This is a genomic window from Solirubrum puertoriconensis, assembly GCF_001483135.1.
Classification (GTDB): Bacteria; Bacteroidota; Bacteroidia; order Cytophagales; family Hymenobacteraceae; genus Solirubrum; species Solirubrum puertoriconensis.
The window spans coordinates 1089988-1109407 of record NZ_LNAL01000008.1; the positions used below are offsets into that span (position 1 = coordinate 1089988).

Genomic DNA, 19420 nt, shown 5'->3' on the forward strand with positions numbered 1-19420 from the left:
TTTTTATCGGCGCAAGTAAATAAGCGTTTGGGCTTGGCTAATGATGTTGCCAACTGCTGTGAATGAGAGGCTAACGAAACTTGATGGCACGGCTGGACTGCAAGAATATGCCCGAAAACACAACTAAGTAGGGCTTTGAAAAGTATAGTGTGGCGTTAATGTATGGGATGCAATTACGTATTTCGCGCCCCAAACTGCTTTTCCTCACTTAAGCGTTTCGCACATGAAACATCTTATAACCACATCTGTCCTGGGTCTGGCGCTGCTGGCGGCGGCCCCGCGCGGACAAGCTCAAAATGCCGACCGGCGCTGGGGTATTGGCCTCAACGTAAGCGCCTACCAGTACAAGGGCAACTTCGGCTCGGAGTACTGGAAGCTCGACCAAGCCGAGTACGGCCCCGGTCTCAGCATCAATCGTTACATCTCACCGGGCCTCGACATGGGCCTGCACCTGAGCTACGTGGAGCTGAAGCACACCACGGCGCAGGGCAACCCATACTACGGCTCAAGCTTCGAGACCAACGTAGTAAACGCCAACTTGGGCTTTAAGCTGAAGCTGAACAACGGTTGGGCCCTGAAAGAGGACGCCGTGGTGCAGCCTTACCTGCTGGTTTCGCCGGGCCTGGCCTTTGCCAGCGCTGGTGGTACCCTCAACCGCGACAACCAGTCGCGCAACTTCGACGAGAGCAAGACTTACTTCGATGTGCACGGTGCGGCGGGCATCAACTTCCGCCTGGGCGACGCCGTGGGCCTGTTCGTTCAAACGGGCCAGCACTTCCCGCTAGGTGCTAACCTCGACAACCAGCCCAACCGCGACGACAACAGCATCGACGACCGGTACCTGCAACACACCGTGGGCCTGAACATCGGCCTGGGCAAAGCCAAGGATACCGACGGCGACGGCGTACGCGACAAAAAAGACAAGTGCCCCGATACCCCCGCCGGTGTGCAGGTTGACGAAAACGGCTGCCCGCTCGACGGCGACAAGGACGGTGTACCGGATTACCAGGATCAGTGCCCCACCGAAGCCGGCAAAGCTGAGCTGCAAGGCTGCCCCGATAAGGACAACGACGGCGTACGCGACAAAGACGACGACTGCCCCGACCAGGCTGGTACGGCTGCCCTGCGCGGCTGCCCCGATGCCGACGGCGACGGCGTAGCGGATAAGAACGACAAGTGCCCCGACACGCCGAAAGGTGTGCAGGTAGATGCCAACGGCTGCCCGGTTGATGCCGACGGCGACGGTGTGCCCGACAGCGCCGACCGCTGCCCCAACACCCCCGCTGGTGCCAAGGTAGATGCCAACGGCTGCCCCGAAATCCCGCAGGAAATCCGCAAGCTGGAGCAGCCCATCCGCTTCCGCACCAACAGCACGCAAATCCTGCCCTCGTCGTACCCGACGCTGGATAAGATGGTACGTGCCCTGCAGGAGCACCCCGAGTACAGCATCCGCATCGTAGGCCACGCCGACTCGCGCGGTACCGACGAGTACAACCAAGGCCTCTCGGAGCGCCGTGCTATTTCGGCCAAGAACTACTTCACCCAGAAGGGTGTAGATCCGAGCCGCATCCCGACACTGGGCATGGGCGAAAGCGCACCCGCCGCGCCCAACACCTCGGCCAAGAACATGTCGCAGAACCGTCGCGTTGAATTCCGCTTCGAGTTCTTCATCCCCGACCAGCAGCCGGCTCCCCAGCCCTAAGCCCTAGGTGGTGATTTGATAAAAAGCGGCGGCTCGGCAACGAGTCGCCGCTTTTTTTGTGCTCCCAGCAGTGCATTTGTCATCCTCATGCGCCAGCCGAAGGCCCTTGTCACGCACGAACGACCTAGGCAAAGACCTTCATATCGAGGTTATCGAGGCACCTCGCTTGATAGTACTGTCATTCTGACGAAGGAAGGACCTTACCACGTTGAAACCTCACGGGACTCCTCGGGGCAAGCTTTTCTTCAAAAGACGGGCGGTTAGTATCTAACGTTAGCACGCGGGATGTCTCGACTTGCTGCCCTATGTGCAACATGCTCGAAATAACGACCCAGGGAGTGCCGTGCAGGCGAGATAAGGGCTTTTGCTTAGATCAGGATGACAGAAAAACCCAGGAGGACCAAAACTGCTGTGAGCTTACTCGGCGCGCCCTGGCTCTGCCCATTAGGATGATGTACCTAGGGCGTGCTGCTCAGGTGCAGGGCGCCTTAACAAAAAGGCCGGGGCAGCACTGCTGCCCCGGCCTTTTTTGGGTATGGCTACCTAGGCTATTTGGTGATTTCGCCCGTCATGCCTGGCAAAATTTTGGTTAGCTGATCTAGCTGCGCTTGCGTGAAGTCGCCGCTGATGGCGAGTAGGATAAATGAGTCTGGGACATCCTGCACGCGGCTGGTGGCTACTACCTCGCGCACACGGTCGCCGGTGCGGCGCACGGAGTAGCGGTAGGTGTTGCCGGCTGCGCCCTCGGCGGCTTGCGTGTTCAGGGGCTCGTACCGTTCGTTGCGAAGCAGGCCATCTACCTCGTTCAGCAAGCCTCGCTCGGTGAGGTTGCGGGCACCGGCCGACGTAGGCGTGAAGGTGAGGGCCCGAATGCTGCGCACCGCGGTAAGCGCCTGCACGGCATCGGCATCCGACATGCGGCTTACACGGCCCAGCACTATCCGCGTCAGGAAGTTGGGCTCGTAGGTAGTGGCCCGAAAGCCGGGGCGGTTTTCGTATTTGTTGAAGAACTCAGCAACAGTGCGAGCCGGGTTTTCGGGGCCGGCTGCCCGGCAGGCACCTAACCAAAGCAGGACCAGCAGGGGCCAAAGGCGAAGCAGTGAATGTCTCATGAAAGCGAAGTAAGGCGTTTAGCGAAATATGCACGCCTGTACGCACCCCGCAAGCCACAAGATTTATTCGAAAGCCACCACGTTCAGGAAAAATACCTCGCGGCTGCTGCCGTGCTCGGGGCGCACGCGCTGGTAGCCGTAGGCCAGAAAGCGGCTGCCGTACCAAGGCAAAATGCCGGTGCGGTTCGTCGAAACGGATTTTTCGCGCAAGCCCTGGGTATTGGTGGCCAAGGGTACGTGCAGGTCGTTAGGCGAGGGCGTGGTGCGGTCCACGATTTTGTACCGAATCTTTTCCTCATCCACGTACGCCAAGGCCAAGCGGCGGCCATCGGGGAGGGGGCGGGCCCGCACGGTTTCGGTGAGGGTAGGCCGCTCGGCGTTTTTCAGCACAAAGGTGTTGTCCCAAAGCAGGGTGCCGTTGCGGTCGAAGCCACACACGATGGCGTGCGACGAACGGTAGCCATCGAAGGTGCGGTTGGGCGAAAACAGCACGAAGCCGTACGAATCGTAGCGGTAGCGCGGGTAGTAGATTTCCGCCATCAGCACATAGCCATCATCAAAGGGCAGCATGCGGTGGGTAAGAATGCGGTAGCGCAGGCGCAGGTCGCGGCCGGCGGCCCGGCGTTGGGCACTGCGGGCCCGCAGGCGCTCGGCCCGGCGGGGCTTCATAAAATCGAAGAAGTGCTTGAGCACCGTGAAATCGTAGAAGCGCAGCGGCGGGCGGGCCGTGGGTCCTCCCGAAAGGTCGGTAGCAAACAGGCCTTGCGAGTACCTAGGGTCGCGCAGGGTATAGGTGCCCGTGAGCAGGCGCCGGATACTGTCGCCGGGGCTAAGCTCGGCCGTAACCAGCCCGCGGCCACTTTCGGCCTGTATAAACTGCGAAGCCAGCAGCTGCCCCCGCGCCGAAAGCTGCTTTACCTGCAGGCGCGACAAGCGGCCGTTGGTTTGGCTGAGCACGTAGCCTACGCGCTCGGTGGCCGAATCAGCCAAGAAAGTAAGCTGCGTGGGCAGCGGCTCGTACACCGAGGGCAGCAGCCGGAACTCCTCGCCGTCCATATCTACGTGCATCACGGTGAGGTGCTGCGCTACCTGCACCGTGGCAAACAGCTTGCCGTTGAGCACCTCCAGGTCGTAAATGTCGTTGACGACTTTGGTATCGAAGGCAAAGCCCTGGGTTTCGCCGGTGCGCAAATCGAGCCGGAACACTTGGAACCGCGCGCCTATGTAGCCCGACTGGAACAGCGCGTAGGCGTAGGGCGCTTCGGCGCAGGCAAACTGCAAGTTGAACTCGGTGGGCACTTCAACCTTGGCCTCGCGCGCCAGTTGCAAGTCGCGGTTGAAGTGTAGAAAACGGTAATCGAGCTTAAAGGAACCGTTGGCCTCGTTCTCGACAAACAAGACCACTGTGCTATCGGGCAGCGGCACTACCTGCACATCGCTGTAGCTGGGCTCAAGCTTAAGCTCCAGCCGCTTGGGCTGCGTGGGTGCGGGCTGAGCACACAGGCCCAGGGGCAGCCACAGCAGCAGCAACAACAGTAAAGCGCGAGGCATAAGCGGAGGAGTAGGGGTACGATTGATGCAGCTTTCTAAAAATACAACAAAGCCATGCCAAAAGACATACCCCTAGGTGGCTTAATGCGCCAACTCCAGCAGCACGTCGAACTCGGCCGGTTGCAAAGGCATTACGGACAAACGCGACTGGCGGAGTAGGCTAATTTGCCGCAGGCGCTCATCGGCCTTAATAGCAGCCAACGATACGGCGCGCGGCAGGCGTTGCTGCGGGCGCAAATCAACGGCTACCCACGGCGTGTTGGGCTCGGCGGTGCGGTCGGGGTAGGCGGCGCGGGCTACTTCGGCAATGCCCACTACTTCTTTGTCGGTAACACTGTGGTACACCAGTACTAGGTCGCCGGGCTGCATTTGGGCCAGGAAATTGCGGGCTTGGTGGTTGCGTACGCCGGTCCAGTCGGTTTGGCCGTCGCGCTCGAGGTCGGAAAAGCTGTACGCGGCAGGTTCGGATTTAACGAGCCAGTAGTTCAAAGCAGGGAACAGGTAACAAGTGACAAGTAGCACGTTGCAGGCAAGCAGCACGTGCAAGTCAAAAGTAGCACGAGCAGCGCAACTCAACCTAGCCAGATGAGTTTCGACCTGTCACCTAGGACTATTTCTGCCGCACCTTTAGCACGTCGTTTTCGAGCGACACGATTTCGAGCTGATAGTCGGGGTCTTTCTTGTCTTCGAGGCTGATGCGCAGGGTGTTGTCATTTACCGGCGTCCAAGTGCCTTTGCGGCCCTCTATGCCATCGGTAGGCGCAATGTCGTACTGCGTAAATAAGCCGTTTTGCTCGAAAGCAAAGCCCGTGCGGCCGCGCGAGGGCGGAAAGTTGTAAGTGTTGGGGCGGTACACGCGAATGTCGCCTTGGTCTTCTTCGTGGGCGTGCAGCCAGGTACGATACAGCATCTTCATCTTGAGCTCGGTGGCACTGCCCGAGTCGTTACGGCAGGTGCTGGAAAGCAGCAGCACACAAAGGGAGAAAAGCAAGGCAGAGAGTCGCATAGCGGCTAACATACGTAACCTAGGTGGCTTTTGCCGTAACCCAACTACGTTGCCCTGCGGTTTTGCGTATAGCTTTACTGCTTCAAACGATACTTGCCTTGGAAAACCGCGCCCTCATTCGCGCCTTTCGGCTGATGGCCCAGCTGCTGGAGCTGCACGACGAAAATCCTTTTAAGGTGCGCGCCTACGAAAGCGCCGCCGCTGCCATCGACCGCCTTGAGCAGCCTCTGGCCAACCTCGAACCCAGCGAGTTTACCACCGTGGCGGGCCTAGGTAAAGGCGCTGCCCTGGCCGCGCAAGAGCTGCTGCGCACGGGCACTTTCCCCGAACTGGCGCGCCTGCAAGAGGCCACCCCGCCGGGTGTGGTGAGCATGCTAGGCATCAAAGGCTTCGGGCCGAAGAAGATACGGGCCCTGTGGCGCGAGCTAGGCGTTGAAACCATTGATGCCTTGCGCGAAGCTGCCGAGCAAAACCGCGTGGCTAGCCTTAAGGGCTTTGGCGCCAAAACCCAGGAGGCGCTGCTGCAGGCTTTGGAGTTCACGGCCCAAAGCCAAGGCAAGCTGCTCATCAACCAGGCGCAAAACCTGGCCGCGCAGTTAGTGGCCTTGCTGCAGGAAGCCCTGCGCACCGAGCAAGTGGCTGTGGCCGGCGAAGTGCGCCGCGCCCTGCCAGTGGTCGAAACCATTCGGGTAGTGGTGGGCACCAACCAAGCTTGGGCCGTGCATGAGGCCCTAGGTGCCATTGAGGCCTTGGTTGCCGATGAGGCCAACTCGGGCCCATTTGTATGGCGCGGCGCAGCGCAGGAGTCGGGCGTAAAGGTAGAGGTGCAGATTGCTCCCCCCGAGAATTATACCAACTGCTTATTTCTGCAAACCGGCTCCGATGCCCACCTTGCGGCGCCTCTAGGTGCCAAAGCGCCGGCGGCTACCCTGCGCCAGTTGGTGCGGCAAACCAAGTTTTTCAGCGAAGCCGCCATTTACGAAAAGGCTGGCCTGCAGTACGTCGAGCCCGAAATGCGCGAGGGCGCCGGCGAGGTTGAGGAAGCCGCTGCGCACAAATTGCCCGCGCTGCTCACCGAGGCTGATTTGCGCGGCTCGCTGCACAACCACAGCACATACTCCGACGGCGCCCACTCGCTGCGCCAGATGGCCGAGTTCTTGCGCGACAACGGCTACCAGTACCTAGGCATTTGCGACCATTCGCGCGCCGCGCACTACGCCAACGGCCTCAGCATCGAGCGGGTGGAGCAGCAACACCAGGAAATTGAGCGCCTCAACCGCGAGCTGGCGCCCTTCCGCATTTTCAAAGGCATCGAGTCAGATATCCTTTCCGATGGCTCGCTCGACTACCCCGACGACGTGCTGGCGTCCTTCGACTTTGTGGTGGCCTCGGTGCACTCGGGGCTGAAGATGGACAAAGAGCGCGCCACCGAGCGCCTGCTGCGCGCCATTGCCAACCCGTACTGCACCATGCTGGGCCACCCCACCGGCCGCTTGCTGCTGCGCCGCGAGGGCTACCCGCTCGATTACGAGGCCATCATCGACGCCTGCGCCGAGCACAACGTGGCCATCGAAATCAACTCGAACCCCTGGCGCCTCGACCTCGACTGGCAGTGGGTGCGCTACGCCCTAGGTAAGGGCGTGCGCCTGAGCATCAATCCCGATGCCCACCACACCGATGGCTACGCCGATATGCGCTACGGCGTGCTGCAGGGCCGCAAAGGTGGCCTCACGGCTGCCATGACGCTGAACGCGCTGACGGTGGATGAGCTGGCTGCGTATTTCGAGCAGCGCCGCGCCCAGGCCGTCAAATTTTCGGGGCCCAAAGCCGCTGCCAAGAAACCTGCCGACTTCGGCCCGCTGTTCGGATAAGGCAACCTAGACCGCCGTGGCCTGGGTGCTGGCATCAGAGAAATAACCTTAATCAGTGAAGATTTTAGTCTTGCGCTTTTCCTCCATCGGCGATATTGTGCTGACTACGCCGGTGGTGCGCTGCCTTAAGCAGCAAGTGCCCGATGCGCAGGTGCACTACTGCACCAAACCTGCGTACCGGGGCATGCTCGAGGCCAACCCCTACGTGGATAAAGTGCATTGCCTTACCGGTTCGCTCAAAGAGTTGGTGCGCGAGCTGCAGCAGGAGCGGTTCGACTTCATCGTTGATCTGCACAACAACCTGCGCACCTTCCTGATCAAGCTGCAGCTGGGGCGGCCGAGTGCCAGCTTCAACAAGCTGAACTTCCGGAAGTGGCTGCGCGTGAACCTAAAGTGGGATGTGCTGCCGCGCGTGCACATTGTGCAGCGCTACCTGGCCGCTGCCGCGCCCCTCGGCGTGCACGACGATGGCCGCGGCCTCGATTACTTCATCCCGGCCGACCAACGCATCAACGCCGAACAAACCCTGCCCGCCGATTTCCACAACGGCTACGTAGCGTTTGCAATTGGTGCCCAGCACGCCACCAAACGCCTGCCCGTGGAGCGCATTATTGAGCTGTGCGGGCAGTTGCGCCGTCCCGTGGTGCTCCTAGGTGGCCCCGAAGACGAAAGCACCGGCCACGTGGTGGAGCTGCACTTCGAGCAGCACCAACCCCGGGAGCAGGCGAGTGCGCTGCCGCGTACCATTCCGGCTTCGCCCTACTATTTCGATAAAACCGCGCTGCCGCCTTCGCGCACTACCATTTACAATGCCTGCGGGCGGTTTTCGCTGCACCAGTCGGCTTCGTTGGTGAAGCAGGCGCAGCTGGTCATCAGCCACGACACAGGCCTGATGCACATTGCAGCCGCTTTCCGCAAGGAAATATTTAGTGTGTGGGGCAATACGGTGCCCGAGTTTGGTATGTACCCCTACCGCACCGAGTTTAAGGTGCTGGAGGTGGAGGGGCTTGCTTGCCGGCCGTGCTCCAAAATCGGATACGCAAAGTGCCCGCAAGGCCATTTCCGCTGCATGCGCGATATCCGCTTCGACCTCGACCTGCCGCCCGCTCGCGACGCCCGTTAGGCATCACCTGCATGGCAATCCAAGCCCACCTGCTAATCTGGGTGGGCTTTTTCGTGCCGGGCTGCAGCGGGTTTGTGCCAAGCAACGTAATTAAGCCAGCAAGCACTTGCCCAAGCGCGTTGCACAACCCGTTGCCGCATGACTGAAACCACACCCGTTACCAACCCGCCGCAACCCGCCGCCCACACCGTGCTGGTGCGCGTAGCCGCCGATGCGCTGCTTGCCGATGTGCAAGCCGGCCGCCATACCTTCATCATCGACGAGCCCGTAGCGGTAGGCGGCCACGACCGCGGCCCCACGCCCTACGATATGCTGCTCTCGGCCCTAGGTGCTTGCACGGCTATTACGCTACGCCTGTATGCCAACCAAAAACAATGGCCGCTTGAGGGCGTGGAGGTGCGCCTTTCGCATGGCCGTGAGCACAAGCTCGATTGCGAACAATGCGAACAGGAGGGGGCCGGGTCGTTGGAAGTAGTGCGCAAAGAGCTGCGCCTGCTAGGGCCCCTAACCGCCGAGCAGCGCCAACGGCTGGAGGTAATTTCGGCCAAGTGCCCCGTGCAGAAAACCCTGGGCAAAAGCTTACGCATCGAAACCACCTTGGTGCCGGCCGACGCTTGGGTGTAGCCCTAGGTAGCTGCCCAGCGAAGCCACACTGGAACACCTGTTGAACTAGCGTAGCAGCAGTTTTCCTTGCGAAGCCGCGCGTATACGTGCGACCTGGGGATAATGTTGCTAATGCGGGCTGATTTTTTTGTGTTTTACAGCAAAGTTTGGATTGTGCAGGTTAGTTTTGTTGCCAGTGCGTGCCACAAAACAGGCCATCTATTTTCTTCTTTTCCTCTCTTTGCTCTATGCGTAATTCTACTCTCAAGCTGCTGGCGTTCTTGATGCTGGCGGTGTTCTTTACGGCCTGTGGTCCTTCGATTTACCTGGCTAAGGATTTTCGCGCCTATGCACCTAAGCACAAAACCGTAGCCATTCTGCCGGCTAGCGTAACCATGCAACTGCGCCCCAACGAGGCAAAGCGCATCAGCGCCGACCAACACCGCGACATGGAGCAGAAAAGCGGCGTTGATTTTCAAGGCAAGATTTACTCGTGGCTGCTGCGCCGCGGGCAGCAGCGCGGTTACACCGTGGAGTTCCAGGACGTAGCTCAAACCAACGCGTTGCTGGCCAAGCAAAACGTTAACTACGCCGACCTAGCCAAACACTCGCCGCAAGAGCTGGCCAAAATGCTCGGCGTTGACGCAGTACTGACCACCAGCGTACGCACCACCAAGCCGATGAGCGACGGTGCTGCCGTAGCGGTTGGTTTGCTGGTAGGCGCCTGGGGTGCTACCAACCAAGCGAACATCACCGTGAATATCCACGAGAACGAAGGTGGTAAACTGCTTTGGAAGTACGACTATGTAGCTGCCGGCTCGGTTTTCTCTTCCACCGAAACCATCGTGGATGCTCTGATGCGCAACGCTTCCAAGAAATTCCCCTACACGCCGGTTAAAGGTTAATTACCTAGGCTTGTAGCTGGCACACTAGCAACACGGCCGCTGCTCGTTCGGGCAGCGGCCGTGTTGTTGTTGCCTAAAGCCAAATTGCCAAGTACGCAGCGCAGCAGCTGCGGCAATACCAGGCAGAATGCCTCATAGGGCTTGCAGGGCGAGGTTTTTACGACACCTTTGCGGCGCATTTTCGCAGGCCCTTTGTGGGCAACACATGTATGCCGATTACCTCCATTGCCTACGCGGAGCTGCCCGCCGCTACGCAAAGTACCCTAGGGCAACTAACACACGCCGAGTTCGGGCACGTGCCTATTGTGCAACAGTACCAGTGGGCCACGCCCGATTGGTCGATGCTGCTGCACGACGACCAAGGCCAGCTGATGGCCTTTTATAACCTAGTGCTGCGCACCGTCACCTTCGATGGGCACCCGGTGCAGCTTGCGGGCCTCAACAACGTAATTACGCCGCCCGCCTTACGTGGCCACGGCTACGCCAAGCAACTGTTGCTGGCGACCGAGCCGCAGTGGTGGGAGCCGCTGGGCGCTCAGCACGGCCTGCTGGTGTGCGCCGACCACATGATGCCGTATTACCGCAAGCTGGGCTGGTATCCGGTAGAGGCCGCCCTGTACTTCAGCCAGCCCGATGGCCAGCACCACCGCTTCGAGTCGAACGTGATGCTGCGCAGCCCCAGTGCCCTGCAAGTGCATCCTGCCGAAATCGACCTAGGCGGTTTGCCTTGGTAGTTGGCAGGCACAAAACCCGCAAACAAAAAGCCCGGCTGCTCGGCAGCCGGGCTTTTTGTTTACCTAGGACGCGTGCTGGGCTAGCCCAGTTGCGCGAAGCCGCAGTAGCGGTGCAGCACCTCGGGCAGGCGAATGGTACCGTCGGCTTGCTGGTTGTTCTCGAGCAACGCGGCCACGATGCGCGGCAAGGCCAAGGCCGAGCCGTTGAGCGTGTGCAGCAGCTGCGTTTTATTGTTTTCGTCGCGGTAGCGCAGCTTCAGGCGGTTAGCCTGGTAGGTTTCGAAGTTCGAACACGACGATACTTCCAGCCAACGCTGCTGCGCCGCCGACCACACCTCCAGGTCATAGGTAAGGGCCGACGTAAAGCCCATATCGCCGCCGCACAGGCGCAGCACGCGGTAGGGCAGCTCCAGCTTTTGCAGCAACTGCTCGATGTGGCCTAGCATGTGCTCCAGCGTTTGGTAGGAGCGCTCCGGCAGGTCGATTTCAACAATCTCAACCTTATCGAATTGGTGCAGGCGGTTAAGGCCGCGCACGTGCGCACCCCACGAGCCAGCCTCGCGGCGGAAGCAAGGCGTGTAGCCGGCATTGCGAATGGGCAGACGCTCCGCCGCTATGATTTCGTCGCGGTAGAGGTTGGTGATGGGCACCTCCGCTGTCGGAATCAGGTACAGGTCGTCGGCGGTGGCGTGGTACATCTGGCCCTCCTTGTCGGGCAGCTGACCCGTGCCGTAGCCCGAAGCCTCGTTGATGAGAATGGGCGGCTGCATTTCGGTGTAGCCCGCGGCCATGGCTTCATCAAGGAAGAAGTTGATGAGCGCACGCTGCAAGCGGGCCCCCTGGCCTTTGTACACCGGAAAACCGGCACCCGTAATCTTATTACCCAGCTCGAAATCAATGATGTCGAGCTTTTTGATCAAATCCCAGTGGGGGAGGGCGCCACCGGGCAGCTCGGGTTTGTTACCTACTTCGCGCACTACCTCGTTGTCGTCGGCCGAGCGGCCGGCCGGCACGCTATCGTGCGGCACGTTCGGAATGCGGTAGAGCGCATCCTGCAGCTCCTTCTCCACGCCGGTTAGCTCCTCGGCAGCGGTTTTGGTTTGCTGCTTAAGGGTTGCGGTGCGGGTTTTTAGCTCCTCAGCACCGGCCTTGTCGCCGCTTTTCATCAGCGCGCCAATTTGCTGGGCAAGCTTGTTGGCTTCGGCCTGGGCCGAGTCGTGCTCGGTTTGCAGCTGGCGGCGGCGCTGGTCGAGTTCGAGCACGCGCTGCACCTCGGCCTCGGCGTTGGGGAAATTCCTTTTGGTGAGCCCGGCCAATACCCGGTCGGTTTGTTCTTTCAGGACGGAAACTTGCAGCATACTTCGGCGACAAAACGCGTGGAAACGCGGCAAAAGTAGCGGTTTTCGGGCGCCGCTGGCAGTTCTTTTGTTGAGCTGGCCCGGGCAGGCACCTAGGAAAGCAGGAAGAAATAGCTAGGTCGGAACTTCGTTAATCTGCGAAAAGTTAAATTCTCAGGCACTACTCATAAAATCAGTGCATCCTATTGGCCCTTTTGGCCGTATTGCGTAACATTGCGAAAGCAAGCCGGCGTGTGATGCCGGGCCCAGCCCTAGGTGGTTTCCGGCCCGATTGGTTCCAGCGCCCAGAGTCTCTAGCTTTTCTGACATCCTGCCCGCGCTTTTGCGCTGCTTATCTGTAGGGTTTGTGCCGTGGCAGCTCGCCAAAGGGCCGCGGCGGCATTTGCCGGGCATCTCCACCCCGATTTCTCTCCCTCCCGTACCCATTTATGTACACTATTGACGAGCTCAAGGACCGGTTGTTGTCCGAGCTGAAGGAAATAGCCGAATCCCTTAACGTGGGCAATTTCCGCCGCCTGAGCAAACAGGACCTTATCTATAAGATTCTGGATCAGCAAGCTATTACGCCGCCCGATAAAATGCCCACCAAACGGGCTCCGCTGGCCGAAACCATCGATGCTGCTCCCGCACCTGCCGTTAACGGCAACGCCGCCCCCGCTGTGGTGGCCCCAGCAGGCCGCCCCGAGCGCCGCGGAGGCCGCAATGCTGCGGCACCTGCGCCGGTTGTGGCCGAGGCACCTGTTGCCGATGCCGAGGTAGCGGTAGCCGAAGCACCCGCTGTTGAGGCACCCGCGCCGGCCGCTAACGGTCGCCAGCCGCGTGGTAACCAACGAGGTGGCCGTGGTCGGCGTAACGAAGCCCAGCCAGCAGTAACTGTTGAGCCCGGCGAAGACGGCAATACCACCGCTGCACCGCTGCCCCCCGTGGAAGCTCCGGCGCCCGATGCGCCTGTTATTACGCAGCCCGTACCCGAGATTCCGCAGCCTGCTGAGGCACCCCGCCCAACCGAGGAGCAGCCCCGCGAGCAACGCCCGGTGCGCTTTGTGGTACCGCAACCCGGCCGCGAGCCGCGCGAAATTCGCCCAGCCGATTACCGCCGCGATGCGCCGCGCCCCAACCGCAACGAGCCCCGCGAGCCGCGCCCGATGCCAGCCGCACCTGAGCAGGCACCGCAAGCACCGCGCCCCCTAGGTGAGCAGCCGCGTCCGCTCAATGGGCAGGCCCAACCGCTGCGCGACGAACGCGAAGTGCGCGAGCCACGTGAGCCCCGCGAAATGCGAGATGGCCGCGAGGGACGCGAACCCCGCGACCGAGACCAGCGCCGGGAGGACCGCTTCAACCGCGACAACCGCGAAGGTCGTCAACCGCAGCAAGGTCAGCGCCCCGCCGGCGAGCAGCCCCAGCAGCGTCAGCCGCAGTTGCCCCGCGTCGAGTCGCTTGACATTACCATTCCGAGCGAAGGTGCTCTGGAAATGATGCCCGACGGCGGCTATGGTTTCCTTCGTTCGCCGTACTACAACTACCTGGCCTCACCCGACGACATTTATGTGTCGCCGCAGCAAGTCAAGCAGTACTCGCTGAAAGCCGGCGACACCGTGAAATGCACCGTGCGTCCTCCGAAAGAAGGCGAGAAGTACTACGCGCTGGTAACGGTAGAAAGCGTAAACGGCCGCTCGGTAGAAGACGTGCGCGACCGGATTTCCTTCTCGCACCTTACGCCGCTGTTTGCCGAGGAACGCCTGAAGCTGAGCACTTCGCCCTCGCAGTACAGCACCCGCATTCTGGATTTGTTTGCCCCCATTGGCAAAGGCCAACGCGGCCTGATTGTGGCGCAGCCGAAGGTAGGTAAGACGGTGTTGCTGCAGGAAATTGCCAACTCCATTGCCGAAAACCACCCCGAGGTGTACCTGATGATTCTGCTCATCGACGAACGCCCCGAGGAAGTAACCGAGATGCAGCGCACGGTGAAAGCCGAAGTGCTCAGCTCAACCTTCGACGAAACGGCCGACCGCCACGTAAAAATCGCCGGCATGGCGCTCGATAAGGCCAAGCGCCTCGTGGAGTGTGGCCACGATGTCGTAATCCTGCTTGACTCGATTACGCGCCTGGCCCGCGCCTACAACACGGTGCAGCCTTCGTCGAGCCGCATCCTGTCGGGTGGTATCGATGCCGGTGCCCTGCAAAAGCCCAAGCGCTTCTTCGGTGCAGCTCGCAACGTGGAAAACGGCGGTTCGCTTACCATCATTGCCACGGCCCTGACGGACACCGGCTCGAAGATGGATGAAGTAATCTTCGAAGAGTTCAAGGGTACGGGCAACATGGAACTGCAGCTCGACCGCAAACTGGCCAACAAGCGCATCTTCCCGGCCATCGACGTGCCGGCTTCGGGCACCCGCCGCGAAGACCTGCTGATGGGCAAGGAAGAGCTCAGCCGCGTGTGGGTTCTGCGCAAGTTCATGTCCGACATGACCTCGACCGAGGCCATGGAGTTCCTGAAGGACCGCATGAAAGGCACCCGCGACAACATGGAGTTCCTGGTGTCGATGAATGGCTAAGCGCCAGCAGCAATGCCAACAAAAAAGCCCCGCCGTGCTGGCGGGGCTTTTTTGTTAGCTTCTACCTAGGGCAGGTTAGTCCTGCTTGAAGAACTTCTGCACCGAGCGCTGACCACCCGTGCTAACTTCGAAGAAGTACACGCCGGCACGCAGCGAAGACACGTCGACCGACGAGCTGACCTGTGCCGAGCCTTGCTTCATCAGCTGACCCACCGAGTTCACAATGCGCCATTGCAGCTCGCCGCCGGCATATTCAAAGCCAAGTTGGCTGGTGGCGGGGTTCGGCGTCAGGTATACTTGTTGGGTGCTGTTGCGAACTACTGCAACTTGCGAGTAGGTAGCAGTACCATCAAAATCAACCTGGCGCAGGCGGTAGTAGCTGGTACCTGCCAGCGGCTTAGCATCGGTGGCAGTGTAGCTGGAAGCAGTGGAGGTGTTGCCCTTGCCTCGTACGGTTGCCACAAGCTCATACCGCGTACCATCGGTACTGCGCTCAACCTCGAACCGGTCGTTGTTCTTCTCTTGAGCAGTAGTCCAGGTTAGCTGAACATTTTGGCCGTTGGCTGCAGCAGCGAAGCTGGTTAGGGTTACGGGAAGTACCGAGCGGCAGGTAGGGTCGTTGTTAGCACCTGCTGGCGGAGTTTGCTCGGCTTCAGGAGTAGTGCTGCCAGGAACAGTACAGCCTGATACAGTTCGGTTAAGCTGAGAGCACGTTACCAAGGTACCGGTGTATACGTTGTTTGTACCACCGCCAACACCTCTAAACAACCCTATTACACGAATACCGGCTGGTTCGCCAGTTGCCGGGCCATTTACTAGACCGTTGCCATTGGTAACTGTCAAGTCACGGGCTACGTTGATCAACGCGTTGTTGCCTAGAGTAACAGCTCCTTGGTTGTCCAGGGTGAAGCATCCAACCTGAATAGCAGAGTTGGCACCAATGGTTGCAGTATTGCGTGCAAGTATCAACTGCGAGACAGTCAACCTAGGTACTGTACGATCAGCCACTGCTGCTATGGAGAGTGTGCCTCGGTCAATAGTCAGAGTCTGAGCAACGGAGCCCTCTATAAGCGAACCTGTTGCGTTAATGGTGAGAGTACCGCCGTTGCCAACTGTAAAGCTGGTATTCAATGTAACCTGGTGATTGATAATAATCGTGGAAGAGGAAGAAGGAATAGTTGGGCAGCCGCCCGTCCCTGTTGGCCCTGTTCCGCCCGTTCTCACATAAATGTTAGGATCATTGAAGTTGCCGGCGCTTATCGTGGTGAAAGTGCACTGAGCCCAGGATAACTGCGCCATTCCCACCAGGAAGACGAGCAGAAATGTAAATTGCTTCAGCATAGTTGAAGGTTGTAAGCGTGTTGCATAGGCGTGTGCAACAAATATATTAAAATAGAAATTACACCAAAGAAGATTGGACCAATGCAGCTTATTTGTTTACCTATGTTAGGTATAATACACTGTCCAGCTGGTTTGTGCATGGGTCATAGTTTATCATAAGTTTCTCGTGTATTGCATTATGTTGAGCTTTCAAGGCGGTATTCATGTATTAATATGAGCACAAGCCTACGTTCGCCAACTTTGCACGCATGCAACAGCAACTTCCCGATACCCAACTGCTCTACATCTTCGATCCGCTGTGTGGCTGGTGCTACGGCATGAGCCCATTAATCAAACGCTTGGCCGAAGAATACGCCGAACGAGTGCCTTTCACGGTGCTGAGCGGCGGTATGGTTACGGGTGATGATGTAGAACCCATCGGCAAGAGATGGGACTACATCAGCCAAGCCCTTAAGCAAGTAGAGCAGGTGACTGGCGTTGAGTTCGGTGCCGCGTTTCACGCGTTGGGCGCAGAAGGCAGCTACGTGAATAACTCCGAGCCGCCCAGCCGCGCCCTGATGGTTTTCAAGCAGCTCGACCCGCTTAACCGCGAGGTTGCCTTTGCACACGATATACAGCGGGCACACTTCGCCGAAGGCCGCGACCTCAACGCCCCCGACACTTACGAGCAACTGGCCAAAGCCTACAGCCTCGATGCCGGCGAATTCAGGAGATGGTGGGAAAGTGATGCTACCCGCGAAGCCACCCAGCACGAGTTTGATATGGTGCGCCAACTGGGCGTGCAGGGCTTCCCTACCTTGGTGTTTGTGCACGGGCACCAAGGCTATGTGCTCACGCGCGGCTACCAACCCTACGAAGAACTGAAGGCGGGCCTTGAGCAGCTGCTAAACGAAACGGCCCATCAGTAAACCGCCGATAAACCCCAACGCGAAGGCCGGCCCTAGGTATCTAGGACCGGCCTTCGCGTTGGGGCAGAGCAGGAGCTTGATTACCCGCCAAACGAAGCGTAGCGCACTACTTGCTTTTTGAGCGGCGACCATGCAATGCGGCGGCCGTCTTCTTTGCCCACCTTGTACTCGAAGCCGATGGCGTCGGGGCGGCGGCGCAGGTCATCCCAGGTGGCGCGGTCGGTGGTGTTGGGCTGAAATGTATCGTTGGGCCGAACGGCGGGCTTGCGGAAGTTGCGCTCGGCAAAGAACTCATCCATGCGGCGGCGCAAGTACGCTTCGCGCTCTTGGCGGGTAGCGCCGGGTGTTTTCATTTCGTACACCATGGCGGCTTCGAGGTCGGCTGAGCTCAGCGACTCGCGGAAGATGACGGTGCCATCGGCAGCAGTGATGCTGAAGGTGGCTTCGCTGCTCAGGAGCGAATCGCCGCGCAGCACCAGCTGAAACAGATCGGGCGACGAGGGCGAGGAAAACAGGTGCCGCACACGTACGGCCTTCAGCGTATCGGATTGGGCATCGGCCACGGAGGCAGCCGTGGTATCCATGGGTTCCAGTGCGGGGCTGTCGGTGGTGTCGGCCGAGGCGGGGCCGGGCGGTGCGGCGGCGCGGTCGGCGGGGGCAGAGCAGGCCAGGGGCAGTGCCACCACTAATGAGAGTAGAAATGGGCGCGTCAACATACCCTCGCCTACGAAAGCCGCTGCGGGCAAGTTGGGGCAGCTAGCGCGGCCAATGGCGCAGTACCAACATCAGCACAAACGCCACGCTCAGGCACACCGACGATACCTGATTCATGCGCATGGTGCGCCGGAAGTCGGCCGCAACGGGATTGTGCCACACCTGCCAAACCCAGCGGCCGAACAACGCTACGATGGGCAGCGTGGCCAGTGCAAATACCAGCAGAAATTGGAGCTCATCGCGCCCTAGGTAGGCAGCACCCAGCACCACCGCACCAGCCAGCAGACCTAGGGCTGCAAACACAAACGTGCCGCGTACGCCCAGCAGCAGGCTTAGGGTACGGTCGCCGCGGCGGGCGTCTTCCTGGTGCTGGTACACCTGCGTTAACGGGTAGGAGCCGCACAAAAACAAGCTGCTCACCAGCGCAATAAGTAGGTTGTCGGGGGCAAATACCTCGCGCTGCGCTGCCCCAACGCCAATTTGCGTCATTAGGAAAGTGTAGGCGCCCTGAAACAGTACCACCACAAGCGTGCTGACGATGGGGTATTTTTTGAGCCGGATTCGATCGTAGCTGTAGGCTTTGGAAACAAGCAGGTAACCCGCGAGGAGCACGGCAAATAGGGGCGAAATAAGCAGGGCACCTGCTACGGCCAGCACATCAAAAGCCACTACCAAATGCCACAGCTCGGAGGTTACCTGTGGCGGCCGCTCCAAGCCGCCAATGCTGCCCTCGTCGCGGTCGAACCAGGAGTTGTAGCCATTGGAGGCCGGGTAGGCCAGCAAGTGCAGCACCACAAACACCCCTAGGGCTCGGCCCACCGAAAAAGGCTCGCGCAGTGTGCTCAGGCCAAACCAGTACACGGGCATCAGGTACACCGAAAACGGAATGCGCAGGAGCGGCAGCGCCCGGCGATAAGCGGCCAGTGTGGGAGTTGAGGAGGCGTGTTCCATAGCAGCGTTAGGGTTTGGGCCAGCCCACCAAGTACGTAACCTCGGGGCCCCAAGCGTGGCGCACTTTGCCCGCTTGCCAATGGTAGCGCTCGTGCGGGTCGGCCGCCCGACCGAGGGCCATCAGCTGCTCGGGTGGGTACATACGCAAAATAGAAATCACGCCATCCCAGATGGTGCAGAGTGGGATAAGCGGTACTAGGTACGTAAACAGCAACCGATTTAAGCTGAAAGGCCGGATAAACGGCGTGATGATTAATTGCGCTACCGGCAGCACCGTAAGCGCCAGCAATATTTCCCACCAGTGCTTGCCCGCGCCCTCAAACACGCCAACGCCGGTTTGGGCTTGCACGGCATCGCGCAACAAGCTTTGGCCCATAGCCGGGCTGAAGTGGTGAAACGCCGAAAACACCGCCCGAAAACCTGGTAGTTGCTCGGGTACCTGCAGCGCATTTACGGACGTGGGCTCGTAGCCAATGGCGCCGCGCGTTTGCTCGCTGATGTGCTGCCACGCGGCCGGTTGGGGGTACAAGTCGGTAAGGGTGAAACGTGCGTTCGGCAAGTTTTCGGCGTGCAATGCCTGCAGTACATCCTCGGTGCCGCCGCCCGCCCCGGCGCAAAGCTCCAGTACTTGTTGCTGGCCGGTACGGCGCAAGGCTTCGGCCAACAGCGGGGCAATGGGCCGGTAGGTGTGCAGGTGGGTAATCATGAAGCGGAGGTAGTCCATCATGCCTGCCCGCACCACGGCCGGAAACCACGGCTGATCTTCGAACTCAAACAGCTGCAAACGAAGCTTCATGCTGTTTGTGGCTCTTCGTGACTGGTATTGATGTAATCATGTGCTGGAGGTGTGCTGAATGCCCGAGTGTGGAGAGAAGTCGGTTGACAAATTGCTGTGCGGATTAGGAGCAGAACGAAGAAAAATTACAACGGTTGAATACAAGTCCGGAAACTCTTGGTAGCTTTGCTCTACAAAGTGCTCTGAATAC

At 59.7% G+C, this 19420-nt stretch carries 17 protein-coding genes; 8 read left to right on the forward strand and 9 right to left on the reverse strand.

What is annotated here, in order from left to right; all coding sequences use genetic code 11:
- Window positions 1-223 precede the first annotated feature (223 nt).
- Window positions 224-1702, forward strand: a complete 1479-nt coding sequence (locus ASU33_RS18940) for an OmpA family protein (RefSeq protein ID WP_059072368.1) — start codon at window positions 224-226, stop codon at window positions 1700-1702.
- Between the two features lie 548 nt (window positions 1703-2250).
- Here the strand turns inward: ASU33_RS18940 and ASU33_RS18945 are convergent.
- The 4 genes from ASU33_RS18945 to ASU33_RS18960 form a co-directional block, all read right to left on the reverse strand.
- The gene (locus ASU33_RS18945; RefSeq protein WP_059072369.1) at window positions 2251-2814 is read right to left on the reverse strand and encodes a DUF4252 domain-containing protein; all 564 of its coding nucleotides are present in this window, start codon (window positions 2812-2814) and stop codon (window positions 2251-2253) included.
- Between the two features lie 63 nt (window positions 2815-2877).
- A complete protein-coding gene (locus ASU33_RS18950; protein ID WP_149867307.1) occupies window positions 2878-4365 on the reverse strand; it encodes a hypothetical protein in 1488 nt (495 codons plus the stop codon).
- Between the two features lie 81 nt (window positions 4366-4446).
- Entirely contained in the window at window positions 4447-4854 is a 408-nt protein-coding gene (locus tag ASU33_RS18955; RefSeq protein ID WP_059072804.1) for an EVE domain-containing protein, read from the reverse strand.
- 121 nt (window positions 4855-4975) lie between these two features.
- Complete coding sequence (locus tag ASU33_RS18960) at window positions 4976-5371, reverse strand: hypothetical protein (RefSeq protein ID WP_059072371.1); 396 nt, start codon at window positions 5369-5371, stop codon at window positions 4976-4978.
- A 98-nt stretch (window positions 5372-5469) separates the two neighbouring features.
- On the opposite strand from ASU33_RS18960, the gene polX reads away from it, so the two are divergent.
- From polX to ASU33_RS18990, 5 genes are all read left to right on the forward strand, one after another.
- Entirely contained in the window at window positions 5470-7242 is a 1773-nt protein-coding gene (gene polX, locus ASU33_RS18965; RefSeq protein ID WP_059072372.1) for a DNA polymerase/3'-5' exonuclease PolX, read from the forward strand.
- A gap of 55 nt (window positions 7243-7297) precedes the next feature.
- The gene (locus tag ASU33_RS18970) at window positions 7298-8365 is read left to right on the forward strand and encodes a glycosyltransferase family 9 protein (RefSeq protein ID WP_059072373.1); all 1068 of its coding nucleotides are present in this window, start codon (window positions 7298-7300) and stop codon (window positions 8363-8365) included.
- Window positions 8366-8503: 138 nt separating this feature from the next.
- Window positions 8504-8989 carry an OsmC family protein gene (locus ASU33_RS18975; RefSeq protein ID WP_059072374.1) on the forward strand — a complete coding sequence of 162 codons (486 nt, stop codon included), beginning with the start codon at window positions 8504-8506 and terminating at the stop codon, window positions 8987-8989.
- A 227-nt stretch (window positions 8990-9216) separates the two neighbouring features.
- Complete coding sequence (locus ASU33_RS18980) at window positions 9217-9873, forward strand: hypothetical protein (RefSeq protein WP_059072375.1); 657 nt, start codon at window positions 9217-9219, stop codon at window positions 9871-9873.
- A 209-nt stretch (window positions 9874-10082) separates the two neighbouring features.
- Entirely contained in the window at window positions 10083-10607 is a 525-nt protein-coding gene (locus ASU33_RS18990; RefSeq protein WP_059072377.1) for a GNAT family N-acetyltransferase, read from the forward strand.
- 80 nt (window positions 10608-10687) lie between these two features.
- Here the strand turns inward: ASU33_RS18990 and serS are convergent, their stop codons facing one another.
- On the reverse strand, window positions 10688-11965 hold the full coding sequence (gene serS, locus ASU33_RS18995; RefSeq protein ID WP_059072378.1) for a serine--tRNA ligase: 1278 nt from the start codon (window positions 11963-11965) through the stop codon (window positions 10688-10690).
- A 428-nt stretch (window positions 11966-12393) separates the two neighbouring features.
- Here serS and rho point away from each other — a divergent pair, with 428 nt between their 5' ends.
- The gene (rho, locus tag ASU33_RS19000) at window positions 12394-14520 is read left to right on the forward strand and encodes a transcription termination factor Rho (RefSeq protein WP_059072379.1); all 2127 of its coding nucleotides are present in this window, start codon (window positions 12394-12396) and stop codon (window positions 14518-14520) included.
- Between the two features lie 75 nt (window positions 14521-14595).
- Here the strand turns inward: rho and ASU33_RS21530 are convergent, their stop codons facing one another.
- Window positions 14596-15240, reverse strand: a complete 645-nt coding sequence (locus tag ASU33_RS21530; RefSeq protein ID WP_160328241.1) for a T9SS type A sorting domain-containing protein — start codon at window positions 15238-15240, stop codon at window positions 14596-14598.
- Window positions 15241-16109: 869 nt separating this feature from the next.
- Here ASU33_RS21530 and ASU33_RS19010 point away from each other — a divergent pair.
- Window positions 16110-16769, forward strand: coding sequence for a DsbA family protein (locus ASU33_RS19010; RefSeq protein WP_059072381.1), 660 nt, complete (start codon window positions 16110-16112; stop codon window positions 16767-16769).
- An 80-nt stretch (window positions 16770-16849) separates the two neighbouring features.
- On the opposite strand, the gene ASU33_RS19015 is transcribed toward ASU33_RS19010, so the two are convergent.
- From ASU33_RS19015 to ASU33_RS19025, 3 genes are all read right to left on the reverse strand, one after another.
- Window positions 16850-17455: a hypothetical protein gene (locus ASU33_RS19015; RefSeq protein WP_059072382.1), complete on the reverse strand. Its 606-nt coding sequence runs from the start codon at window positions 17453-17455 to the stop codon at window positions 16850-16852.
- 70 nt (window positions 17456-17525) lie between these two features.
- Window positions 17526-18434, reverse strand: a complete 909-nt coding sequence (locus ASU33_RS19020; RefSeq protein ID WP_059072383.1) for a UbiA family prenyltransferase — start codon at window positions 18432-18434, stop codon at window positions 17526-17528.
- A 7-nt stretch (window positions 18435-18441) separates the two neighbouring features.
- The gene (locus ASU33_RS19025; RefSeq protein WP_059072384.1) at window positions 18442-19230 is read right to left on the reverse strand and encodes a hypothetical protein; all 789 of its coding nucleotides are present in this window, start codon (window positions 19228-19230) and stop codon (window positions 18442-18444) included.
- Between the last annotated feature and the right edge of the window lie 190 nt (window positions 19231-19420).